At 74.2% G+C, this 11685-nt stretch carries 8 protein-coding genes; 6 read left to right on the top strand and 2 right to left on the bottom strand.

Annotated features, from left to right (window positions below; translation table 11 throughout):
- Window positions 1–115: 115 nt before the first annotated feature.
- On the bottom strand, window positions 116–1948 hold the full coding sequence (gene asnB, locus ACFCX4_RS28635) for an asparagine synthase (glutamine-hydrolyzing) (RefSeq protein WP_376148409.1): 1833 nt from the start codon (window positions 1946–1948) through the stop codon (window positions 116–118).
- A 361-nt stretch (window positions 1949–2309) separates the two neighbouring features.
- Here asnB and ACFCX4_RS28630 point away from each other — a divergent pair, with 361 nt between their 5' ends.
- From ACFCX4_RS28630 to ACFCX4_RS28620, 3 genes are all read left to right on the top strand, one after another.
- The gene (locus ACFCX4_RS28630) at window positions 2310–2681 is read left to right on the top strand and encodes a BlaI/MecI/CopY family transcriptional regulator (RefSeq protein ID WP_376148412.1); all 372 of its coding nucleotides are present in this window, start codon (window positions 2310–2312) and stop codon (window positions 2679–2681) included.
- Entirely contained in the window at window positions 2678–3592 is a 915-nt protein-coding gene (locus ACFCX4_RS28625) for a M56 family metallopeptidase (protein ID WP_376148406.1), read from the top strand. The genes ACFCX4_RS28630 and ACFCX4_RS28625 overlap by 4 nt, the downstream gene beginning before the upstream one ends.
- A gap of 529 nt (window positions 3593–4121) precedes the next feature.
- Window positions 4122–4643 carry a hemerythrin domain-containing protein gene (locus ACFCX4_RS28620; RefSeq protein WP_376148403.1) on the top strand — a complete coding sequence of 174 codons (522 nt, stop codon included), beginning with the start codon at window positions 4122–4124 and terminating at the stop codon, window positions 4641–4643.
- A gap of 159 nt (window positions 4644–4802) precedes the next feature.
- Here ACFCX4_RS28620 and ACFCX4_RS28615 read toward each other — a convergent pair whose 3' ends face one another.
- A complete protein-coding gene (locus ACFCX4_RS28615; protein WP_376148400.1) occupies window positions 4803–5831 on the bottom strand; it encodes an NlpC/P60 family protein in 1029 nt (342 codons plus the stop codon).
- Between the two features lie 483 nt (window positions 5832–6314).
- Between ACFCX4_RS28615 and ACFCX4_RS28610 the strand changes: the two genes are divergently transcribed.
- Genes ACFCX4_RS28610 through meaB form a run of 3 tightly spaced genes read left to right on the top strand, consistent with a single transcriptional unit; the run spans window position 6315 to window position 11554 of the window.
- On the top strand, window positions 6315–8288 hold the full coding sequence (locus ACFCX4_RS28610) for a methylmalonyl-CoA mutase subunit beta (RefSeq protein WP_376148397.1): 1974 nt from the start codon (window positions 6315–6317) through the stop codon (window positions 8286–8288).
- Entirely contained in the window at window positions 8285–10552 is a 2268-nt protein-coding gene (gene scpA, locus ACFCX4_RS28605; protein ID WP_376148394.1) for a methylmalonyl-CoA mutase, read from the top strand. The genes ACFCX4_RS28610 and scpA overlap by 4 nt, the downstream gene beginning before the upstream one ends.
- Window positions 10553–10564: 12 nt before the next feature.
- Window positions 10565–11554, top strand: a complete 990-nt coding sequence (meaB, locus tag ACFCX4_RS28600) for a methylmalonyl Co-A mutase-associated GTPase MeaB (protein ID WP_376148391.1) — start codon at window positions 10565–10567, stop codon at window positions 11552–11554.
- The last annotated feature ends 131 nt before the right edge of the window (window positions 11555–11685 follow it).

Here is an 11685-nt window from a genome sequence, read left to right as displayed (position 1 = left end):
GATGCCCCCGCCGTCCGCCGGCCAGCCAACCGGCCCCGCCCGCCGGCGCACCCCCCGCGTGTCGAACAAGCGTGTCGAAACGCCGCCGGCCGGACGGGAGGGGACGGACCGGCCGTCAGACGGCGAGCGCCGGCCGGTGGTGGTCCAGCCAGAGCGCGAGGTCGACGACCCGCTCCAGCCGCAGCCGGTGACCCCACTCCAGCTGGTCGGCCGGGGTGTCCAGGCTGCTCTTGATCACCGTCTCGTCGGCGATGTCGCGCACGTGCGGCGCGTCCAGCGCCTCGCGGGCGAGCCGCTGCAGGCCGCTGTTGTAGTCGGCGTGGTGGGTCGCCGGGTAGTGGTTCTTCGGCCGCCACAGCACCGAGTCCGGGGCGATGCCCTGGCCGGCCGCGCGCAGCAGGCTCTTCTCCCGGCCGTCGTAGTTCTTCATCGCCCACGGGGCGTTGAACGCGTACTCGACCAGGCGGTGGTCGCAGTACGGCACCCGCACCTCCAGGCCCTGGGCCATCGAGAGCCGGTCCTTGCGGTGCAGCAGCTGGCGCAGCCAGCGGGTCAGCGACAGGTGCTGCATCTCGCGCTGCCGGTGCTCGGCCGGGCTCTCGCCGTCCACGTGCGGGACGGCGGCCAGCGAGCTGCGGTAGGTGTCGTCGCGGAACTCGGCTATCCGCAGGTGGGCGGCGAGGTCCGGGTTGATCGGCATGGCCGCCTCGTCCCCGGTGACGAGCAGCCAGGGGAAGGTCTGCGCGGCGAGCGCCTTGGGGTTGTGGAACCACGGGTAGCCGCCGAACACCTCGTCGGCCGCCTCGCCGGAGAGCGCGACCGTCGAGTGCTTGCGGATCTCGCCGAACAGCAGGTACAGCGAGGTGTCCATGTCGCCGACGCCGATCGGCGAGTCCCGGGAGACGACGACGGCGCGGCGGTTCTCCATGTCCAGCAGGGTGCGCGGGTCGAGCACCACGGTGGAGTGGTCGCTGCCGATGAAGGCGCCGGCCTCGGCGGCGAACGGGGTGTCGTGGCCGGTGCGCAGCACGTCGCCGGTGAACTGCTCGGCCTGGTCGCTGTAGTCGACGGCGTAGGAGCGCAGCTTGGCCTGCGGGCCCTCCTGGACGCGCAGTTCGTCGGCGACCAGGGCGGTGACGATGGTGGAGTCGAGGCCGCCGGAGAGCAGGCTGCAGAGCGGGACGTCCGCCTCCAGCTGGGCCCGGGCGGCGCGGTTGACCAGCTCGGAGACCCGCTCCTTGGTGACGTCCAGGTCGTCGGTGTGCGGGCGGGCGGTGAGCTCCCAGTAGCGGCGCTCGCGGATGCCCGTGCGGTCGAGGACGAGCAGGCCGCCGGGGTGGACCTCGCGGACGCCGGCCCAGACCGTGGGGCCGGTGTTGAAGAGCAGGCTGTACGCCTCGCGCAGGCCGTCGGCGTCGACGGTGGGCGTGACGTCGGGGTGGGCGAACAGCGCCTTGGGCTCGGAGCCGAAGGCCAGGCCGCCGCCGACCTCGGCCCAGAACAGCGGCTTGACGCCGAGCCGGTCGCGGACCAGCAGGAGGCGCTGCTCGCGCTCGTCCCAGACGGCGAACGCGTACATGCCCTCCAGCCGGTCGACGAGGGCGTCGCCCCACTCCTGGTAGGCGCGGAGCACCACCTCGGTGTCGCTGCGGGTCTCGAACCGGTGGCCCTTGGCGCGGAGTTCGGCGCGCAGCTGGTGGTGGTTGTAGACCTCGCCGCTGTAGGTGAGGACGACGCCCGGCTCGTCGCCGCGGTCGGGCATGGGCTGGGCGCCGCCCTCGATGTCGATGACGGCGAGGCGGCGGTGGCCGAGGGCCGCGTGGCGGCCGAGCCAGACCCCGCCGGCGTCGGGGCCGCGCAGGGTCATGGTGGCGGTCATCGCCTCGATGACGGGGGCGCTGTGGCGGACGTCCTGGTGGAAGGACACCCAGCCGGTGATTCCGCACATGCGCGAGCACTCCTTGGGCGAGCAGACGATCGGATCCGGCACAGCAGTCGGACAAGCGGGGGCGGTGGTTCCACGAATTCGGACACTTTTCCGGCCATGCCCCGGCGGACCGGATCCGGCGGGGTCCTCGGCGTGCTCGTCCACGGGGCCTCGGCGGGGTCCTCCGCGGGCTCCTCGGCCTGGTCCTCGGGCCGTCCGACGGGGGTGGGTCCGGCCGCCGGAAGGAACGTCGGGGCCGGGCCGGCGGACCGGTGGGAACGGCTGCGGAGGCGCTCGCGCCGGGGCCCGCCCCACCCGCGGGACCGGGCCGTACGATGGGCGGCGGGCACAGGGGGCAGGACGACAGAGGAGCGGACGGGTGCTGCGCGGATTCGGCGATCTGGAGGCCGAGATCATGGACCGGCTCTGGTCCTGGGGCCGGCCGACCACCGTCCGCGAGGTCGTCGACGACCTCCAGCGGCAGCGCCCGGTCGCCTACACCACCGTCAACACGGTCGCCGACATCCTGCACACCAAGGGGTGGCTGCGCCGGGAGAAGGCCGGCCGCGCCTGGGTGTACGAGCCGACCTGCACCCGCGAGTCCTACACCGCGCAGCTGATGCACCAGGCGCTGGACACCACCCCCGACCGGGCCGGGGCGCTGCTGCACTTCGTCGACCGGATCAGCGGGGACGAGGCCACGGCGCTGCTCGCCGCACTGGAGCAGGTCAAGGCCCGGGACGACGCCCCGTGACCCTCACCCTGCTGGTGCTCCACCTGGTGCTGGTCGGGGTCGTGGTCCCCCGGCGGCTGGCCGGCTCCCGACGGCTCCAGGCCAGGCCGGTCCTGGGTGCCGCGGTCTGGCTCGCGCTGATGGCCTCCTTCGGCACCGGTCTGCTGCTGGCCGCGCACCACCTGCTCGCCCCGTTCGGCCACGAGCCGGCCGGGCTGGTCGGGCTGCTGCCGCACGTCGAACCGGCCGTCCCGCCGACCCTCGCCGCGGCACCGCACGCGCACGGCTGGTGGCTGCCGGCCGGGGCGGGCGGCGCGGCGCTGACCGTGGGGGCGGTGCTCGCCGCGCGGGCCGCCCGGGTCCGGCGGCGGCACCGGGAGACGCTGGACCTGGTGGCCGCCCGGGATCCGCAGCGCCGGCTGCTGGTGCTCGACGACCCGCGGCCCGCCGTCTACTGCCTGCCCGGACGCCGGGCGCGGGTGGTCGTGACGCGCGGCGCCGTGGAACTGCTGGACGAACGCCGGCTCGCCGCGGCGGTGGCCCACGAGCACGGGCACCTGCGGGGGCGTCACCACCTGGTGCTGCTCGCGGCGGACACCCTCGCGCTGCTCCTCGGCCGCCGGCTGCCGCTGGCGCGCCTCGGGCGGGCCGAGGTGGCGCTGCTGCTGGAGATGGCGGCCGACGACGACGCGCTCGCCCGGGTGACGCGCGGTGAACTCGCGGGCGCCCTGTACGCCCTGGCGACCGCGGCTCCGGTCGGCGAGGACACCGGCCGGGCCGGACCGGGCGCCCTCGCCGCCGCCTCGACCGGTGTCCTCGCCCGTGTCCAGCGGCTCGCCCGGACCCCCGCACCCCCGGCCCCCGCCTACCGCCTGGCCGCCCTCTCCGCCCCGCTCCTCCCCTACCTCCTCGCCTGCGCCCCGCACCCGTGACCGCAGCCTCCGTGCCCGCAGCACCAGGGACCGCAGTACCAGGGACCGCAGCCCACTGGGCCGTACTTCCTGGGGCCCAGCTCCCGGGCGCCGGTGCCCGGGGCCGCTACCCCGTGCACGGCCATCCCCCAGGGGGCGACGGCCTCCCCGGACGGCGGCGCTCGTTCCACGCCACGAATATGTAGACCGGTCTACTGAAATATGTCGACCGGTCCACATAATCCAGCAGGCCCGCCTCCACGCCTGCACAGGAAGTCGGCCTGTCCGACTTCCTGTGCGCGTCCACTCCCGACGCAGACCCCGAATATGTAGACCGGTCCACTGAATAAAGTAGACCGGTCTACATATTCCCGCCCCCTCGACCCCTCCTCGCTCGTATCTCGCGCCACCCCTCGCACCCCTCGCGAACCCCTCGTGCACCCCTCGCGCAAGAAGTCGGACGGGCCGACTTCCTGCGCGGCTTGCCGTGACGCCGCGCCGTGTGGTCGGATCGCGGGGCATCGCGTGCCGGTGGCGGACTGCGTCAGGCATGGAGGTGCGGAATTCGAAGGGACTGCCGATCTTGGCTTCCCCTGCCGGCGACCGTACGGTCGCCCTGAGCCGTCAGCTCGCCCAAGCCCATCAAGAACTGCTGCGCCGCATCAACGATCTCAGGAGTGGCGGCGGATCCCGCCGACTGAGCGACGACGCGCTCGTCACCCACTGCCTGGCCTTCTGCACCGCCCTGACGTCCCACCACCAAGGCGAGGACGACGGCCTGTTCGCGCAACTGGTGCGCGCGCGGCCGGATCTCGCGCCGACGATCGGCAAGCTCGTCGAGGACCACGAACTGATCGGCTCGATCCTCACCCGGGTGCGCGAAGTGGCGCTCCGGGCCGCGCGATCCCCCGCCCAGGAGCGGGAGGCGATCAAGGGGGAGCTCGACGGGCTCGCGGCGATCATGGAATCCCACTTCCGCTACGAGGAGCGCACGATCAGCAAGGCCCTCGACGCGACGGCACCCGCGGCCGACGACTGGCCGGACACGGTCTTCCGCTTCGCCGGATCCTGAGGCCCGCCCCGGCGGCGGGCCCCGGCCACCCGGTACCCGCCGCCGGAACCCGCTGCCGCAACCTGCCGCCAGGAGCGCCGGCCCCGCGCAGCACCGGAGCGGCGCAGCATCACAAGCGTCAGGGCGCCGAGGCGTCAGGACCTCGGGGAATCAGCGACCTCAGGGCCGCACGGCGCCGACATACGGCATGGCGGAGATCGGGAGGATCTCGACGTTCTTCCCCGTGCGCGGAGCGTGGATCATCCTGCCGTCCCCGATGTAGATGCCGACGTGGTGCAGATCCCCGTAGAAGAAGACGAGGTCCCCCGGCTGGAGGTCGGCGCGCGCGATGCGGGAGCCGACCTTCCACTGGTCCTGGGAGACCCGCGGAAGCCTGATGTCGGCGGCACGGTAGGCGGCGCCGGTGAGGCCGGAACAGTCGTAGCCGGCGGGCCCGGTGGCGCCCCAGACGTACGGCTTGCCGAGCTGGGAGTACGCGAACTGGACGATGGCGGCGGCGCGGCCGGTGACGGGACCGGAGGAGGCGGGCCGCTCGGCGGCGGAGCGCGAGGCGCGGGTGGCGGCGGCCTCCTGGGCGTTGACCTTGGCCCGGTCGGCGGCGCTCAGCCGGTTGAGCAGCGCCTGGGCCCTGGCCAGCTTCTCCTGGACCGCCTTCTTCTCGGCGGTCAGCGAGGCCGCGGCCTCGTCGAGCTGCGCGAGGGTGGCGGTGGCCTCGGCGCGGTCCTGGTCGAGACGGCGCTGTTCGGCGAGGGCCTGACGGAGCAGAGCCGCCTGGGAGTCGGCGATCCGGTTCTGGGTGGCGGCCCGCGCGAGGTAGGCACCGGGGTCGGAGTCGAGCATCAGCTGGACGGACGGGTCGATGCCGCCGTTGCGGTACTGCTCGGCCGCGATGCCGCCCAGCCGGGTGCGCAGCTCGTTCATCGCCTCCTGACCACGGGCCACCTTCTCCTGGATCCGGTTGGCGTCGCCCTGGAGCTTCTGCTGCTTCTCCTGGAAGCCGTTGTAGCGCTCGATCGACTGCTCGGCCTCCTCGTTGAGCTGGTCGACCTGTTCCTTGACGGCGGCGAGGCCGGGTACCGGTTCGGCCTGGGCGGGGCCGGCGGTGAGGACGACACCGCCGGCCATCGCGGTGGTGACGACCGCCAGACGGGCCCGGCCCGGCGGGCTGGGCTTGCGGCGCTTTCCCATGACTTCGGACTCCGGGGGGCGAGGAGGGCGGGGAGGAGGGGCTCGGGGGAACGCAGGCGGGCGTGCAGGGATCCGGGGGAGAGCACCCCGCCCGCCCGAGTTCTACTAACCAAGTTAATAGATGCGGCGGCCGGTTCCGCAAGCGGCCCGCTCTCCCCGCCCGTCCCCGGCCCGCTCTCCCCGCCCGTCCGACACCCGTCCCCCACCCGCCCCCACCGGTCCGCCGTCCGCTCCCCCACCCGCCCCGGCCGCGCCCCGACTCCACTTCAGCCCCGATCCGATCCCACTTCGACCCCACTTCCGTGCCACTTCGACCCCACCTCACGTCCACCTGACGCCCACCTCACACCCACTCCCGAACCACTTCACGCCCACCCCGCGCGCCCCGCACGGCACCGGTAGTGCAACAGAGTGCAAATCGAGGGCAAGGTCACACCGTCCGCCTCTCCTGCGCCCCCGTTCACTGGCGCTACCCTGCACGGCATGACGGTCCCGCCCGAAGGGCTTCCCCTGGCCGCCGAGTTCCCGGCCGCCCACCGCGAGCAGTGGCAGACCCTCGTCGAGGGTGTGCTCCGCAAGTCGGGGGCGGAGCCCGAGGACGGCGCAGCGGCCGAGCGCGCGCTCAGTACCGCGCTCCAGGACGGGCTGCGCGCCCGCCCGCTGTACACCGCCGAGGACGCCCCGGCCGACCCGGGCTTCCCCGGCTTCCCGCCGTTCGTCCGCGGCGCCCGCCCGCAGGGCGCCTCGGTCACGGGCTGGGACGTCCGCCAGCGGCACGGCGACCCCGACCCGCGCCGCACCAACGAGGCCGTGCTGGCCGACCTGGAGCACGGCGGCGGCTCGCTCTGGCTGGAGCTGGGCGGCGACGGCCTGCCGGTCGCCGCGCTGGGCGAGGCGCTGAACGGCGTCTACCTGGACCTCGCCGCCGTGGTGCTGGACGCGGGCGCCGAGTTCCCCGCGGCCGCGGCACGGCTGTTCGAGCTCCTCCAGGAGCGCGAGGTCTCCCCCGGGTCCGCCGCCGGCAACCTGGGCGCCGACCCACTGGGCCTCCAGGCCCGCACCGGCGACGCCTCGCGCACCGACGCGCTGCTCGCCGGGGCCACCGCGCTCGCGGCCCGCTGCGCCGGGGGCTTCCCCGGTCTGCGGGCGCTGACCGTCGACGCGCTGCCGTACCACGAGGCCGGTGCCTCGCCCGCACAGGAGCTGGGCGCCTCGCTGGCCACCGGCGTCGCCTACCTCCGCGCCCTCACCGGCGGCGGCGACGCGCCCGAAAGCGCGAACGGCAAGGCGAACGGCAGCACGAACGGCAGCGGGGAGGCACAGGGCACCGGTACCGGCACCGCCGCCGGCCTGTCCGTGGACGCCGCCCTCGGCCAGCTGGAGTTCCGCTACGCCGCGGACGCCGACCAGTTCCTGACGATCGCCAAGTTCCGTGCCGCGCGCCGTCTCTGGGCCCGGGTGGCCGAGGTCTCGGGCGCCACGCCCGCCGCCTCCGCGCAGCGGCAGCACGCCGTCACCTCCCCGGTGATGATGACCGCCCGCGACCCGTGGGTGAACATGCTCCGCACCACCATCGCCTGCCTGGCCGCCGGTGTCGGCGGGGCGGACGCGGTCACCGTGCTGCCGTTCGACGCCGCGCTCGGCCTGCCGGACGCCTTCGCCCGCCGGATCGCCCGCAACACCCAGGCGATCCTGCTGGAGGAGTCGCACCTGGCCCGGGTGATCGACCCGGCCGGCGGTTCCTGGTACGTGGAACGGCTGACCGACGAGCTGGCGCACGCCGCCTGGGCGTGGTTCCAGGAGATCGAGCGGGCCGGCGGCCAGCGCGCCGCGCTGGAGTCGGGCCTGGTCGGGGAGCGGATCGCGGCCACCTGGGCGGAGCGCTCGGTGCGGCTCGCCAAGCGGCGCGAACCGGTCACCGGCGTCAGCGAGTTCCCGAACCTCGGCGAGCAGGCCCTGGTCCGCGAGCCGGCCCCGGCCGGCCCGGGCGGCGGGCTGCCGAAGGTGCGCCGCGCCGAGGCGTTCGAGGCGCTGCGCGACCGCTCGGACGCGCACCTCGCGGCCACCGGCGGGCGGCCGGAGCTGTTCCTGGCGTCGATCGGCACCGCCGCCGCGCACACCGCCCGCACCACCTTCGCCGCCAACCTGTTCCAGGCCGGCGGGATCGCCACCACCGCCCACGAGGGCAACGACCCGGCCGCCCTCGGGGCCGCGTTCGCCGCGTCCGGCGCCCCGGTGGCCTGCCTCTGCTCCAGCGACCGGCTCTACGCCGAGCACGCCGGCGCGGTGGCCGCCGCCCTGAAGGCGGCCGGTGCCCGGACGGTGCTGCTCGCCGGCCGGCCCGGCGAGCAGCAGGCGGCGTACGAGGCGGCGGGCGTGGACGGCTTCGTCTTCGCCGGCGGCGACGCGGTCGCCGTCCTGACCTCCCTGCTCGACGAGATCGGAGTCGCCCGATGATCCCCGACTTCACCACGATCGGGCTGGACGCCGACGGCGACGCCCCGGCCACCGGCACCACCGCCGACACCACCACCGGCGCCGCCCCCGCGGAGACCGCGGCCCCGGCCGGCTCCGACGCCCGGTGGCGCACCGCCTGGCACCAGGCCACCGGCAAGGACGTCGACGAGCAGCTCTGGGACACGCCCGAGGGCATCGGCGTCAAGCCGCTGTACACCGCGGCGGACCTCGAAGGACTGGACTTCCTGGGCACCTACCCGGGCATCGCCCCGTACCTGCGCGGCCCCTACCCGACGATGTACGTCAACCAGCCGTGGACGGTGCGCCAGTACGCGGGCTTCTCCACCGCCGAGGAGTCCAACGCCTTCTACCGCCGCAACCTGGCGGCCGGCCAGAAGGGCCTGTCGGTCGCCTTCGACCTGCCGACCCACCGCGGCTACGACAGCGACCACCCCCGGGTGACCGGCGACGTCGGCATGGCGGGCGTGGCGATCGACTCGATCTACGACATGCGCCAGCTGTTCGACGGCATCCCGCTGGACCGGATGTCGGTGTCGATGACGATGAACGGCGCGGTGCTGCCCGTGCTCGCGCTGTACATCGTGGCCGCCGAGGAGCAGGGCGTGCCGCCGGAGAAGCTGGCGGGGACCATCCAGAACGACATCCTCAAGGAGTTCATGGTCCGCAACACGTACATCTACCCGCCGCAGCCGTCGATGCGGATCATCTCGGACATCTTCGCGTACACCTCGCAGAAGATGCCCCGGTACAACTCGATCTCCATCTCCGGCTACCACATCCAGGAGGCCGGGGCCACCGCCGACCTGGAGCTGGCCTACACCCTGGCCGACGGCGTGGAGTACCTGCGCGCCGGGCTGGACGTCGGGCTGGACGTGGACGCCTTCGCGCCGCGGCTGTCGTTCTTCTGGGCGATCGGCATGAACTTCTTCATGGAGGTCGCCAAGCTGCGCGCGGCCCGCCTGCTCTGGGCCAAGCTGGTCAAGCAGTTCGACCCGAAGAACCCCAAGTCGCTGTCGCTGCGCACCCACTCGCAGACCTCCGGCTGGTCGCTCACCGCGCAGGACGTCTTCAACAACGTCGCGCGCACCTGTGTGGAGGCGATGGCCGCGACCCAGGGCCACACCCAGTCGCTGCACACCAACGCGCTGGACGAGGCGCTCGCGCTGCCCACCGACTTCTCCGCGCGGATCGCCCGCAACACCCAGCTGCTGCTCCAGCAGGAGTCCGGCACCTGCCGGGTCATCGACCCGTGGGGCGGCTCGTCCTACGTCGAGAGGCTGACCAGCGACCTGGCCAACCGGGCCTGGCAGCACATCCAGGAGGTCGAGGCGGCCGGCGGCATGGCCAAGGCCATCGACGCGGGCATCCCCAAGCTGCGCGTCGAGGAGGCCGCGGCCCGCACCCAGGCGCGGATCGACTCCGGCCGCCAGCCGGTGATCGGCGTCAACAAGTACCGGGTGGAGAGCGACGAGCAGATCGAGGTGCTCAAGGTCGACAACTCCTCGGTACGGGCCCGCCAGATCGAGAAGCTGCGCCGGCTGCGGGACGAGCGCGACGAGGCCGCCACCCGCGCCGCCCTGGACGCGCTGACCCGGGCCGCCGCGGCCGGGCCGCAGAGCGGCGGTTCGCTGGACGGCAACCTGCTGCACCTCGCGGTGAACGCGGCCCGCGCCAAGGCCACCGTCGGCGAGATCTCGGACGCCCTGGAGAAGGTGTACGGCCGGCACTCGGGCCAGATCCGTACCATCTCGGGTGTGTACCGAGACGAAGCGGGCCCGTCGGCCCCCCTGCAGCGCACCCGGGACCTGGTCGAGCGGTTCGAGGAGGCCGAGGGCCGCCGGCCGCGCATCCTGGTCGCCAAGATGGGCCAGGACGGCCACGACCGCGGCCAGAAGGTGATCGCCACCGCCTTCGCCGACCTCGGCTTCACGGTGGACGTCGGCCCGCTGTTCCAGACCCCGGCCGAGGTGGCCCGCCAGGCCGTCGAGGCGGACGTGCACATCGTCGGCGTCTCCTCGCTGGCCGCCGGACACCTCACCCTGGTGCCCGCCCTGCGTGCCGAGCTGGCGGCGGCCGGCCGGGAGGACATCACCATCGTGGTCGGCGGGGTGATCCCCCCGCAGGACTTCGAGGCGCTGTACGAGGCGGGCGCCGCGGCGGTCTTCCCGCCCGGCACGGTGATCCCGGAGGCGGCCTACGACCTCCTGAAGTCGCTCGCCGCCGATCTCGGCCACGAGCTCTGAGGCGCTGATCCGATGGCACCCCGGACGATCGACCCGGACAGCTACGCGACGGGCGTGCGGGAGGGCTCGCGCGCGTACATCGCGCGGGCCATCACCCTCGTCGAGTCCACCCGGCCGGACCACCGCGTGCTGGCGCAGCAGCTGCTGACGATGCTGCTGCCGCACGCGGGCGGGGCGGTGCGGGTGGGCATCACGGGGGTGCCCGGTGTCGGCAAGTCGACTTTCATCGACTCCTTCGGCACCATGCTCACCGGTCTCGGCCACCGGGTCGCGGTGCTGGCCGTCGACCCGACGTCCAGCCGCACGGGCGGCTCGATCCTGGGCGACAAGACCCGGATGGAGCGCCTCGCCGTCGACCCGAACGCCTTCGTGCGCCCCTCCCCCACCTCCGGCACGCTCGGCGGGGTGGCCAAGGCCACCCGGGAGTCGATGCTGGTGATGGAGGCGGCCGGCTACGACGTCGTGCTGGTGGAGACGGTCGGCGTCGGCCAGTCGGAGACCGCGGTGGCCGGCATGGTGGACTCCTTCCTGCTGCTGTCGCTGGCCCGCACCGGCGACCAGTTGCAGGGCATCAAGAAGGGCGTGCTGGAGCTCGCCGACGTGATCGCCGTCAACAAGGCGGACGGCCCGCACGAGACCGACGCCAAGGGCGCGGCCCGCGAACTCGCCGGCGCGCTGCGCCTGCTCCAGGCCCCGGACGCCCCGTGGACCCCGCCGGTGCTGACCTGCTCGGGCCGCGACGGCAGCGGGCTGGACACCGTCTGGGAACGGCTCCAGCAGCACCGCAAGGTCCTGGACGCCACCGGTGCGCTGGCCGCCAAACGGCGCGACCAGCAGGTCGAGTGGACCTGGGCGATGGTCCACGACCAGCTCCTGACCCGCCTCCACTCCGACCCCGGGGTCGCCCGCCTCGTCCCGGAACTGGAACGCCGGGTGCGCGAGGGCACCCTGACCGCGACGCTCGCGGCCGAGCGCATCCTGGACGCCTTCGGCACGCCGTAGCCGCCCCGCGGCCCGGCCGCGGGCCCCCGGGAGCGCCCGGACACCCGCACACCCGGGCACCCGGGCACGGGAGCACGAGAGCACGAGAGCACGAGAGCACACGGGAGGGCCCCGGCCGGTTCGCACCGGCC

Origin of the sequence: Kitasatospora sp. NPDC056327 (genome assembly GCF_042261735.1) — a bacterium.
Classification (GTDB): domain Bacteria; phylum Actinomycetota; class Actinomycetes; order Streptomycetales; family Streptomycetaceae; genus Kitasatospora.
This window is presented reverse-complemented; position numbering and strand designations above follow the sequence as displayed.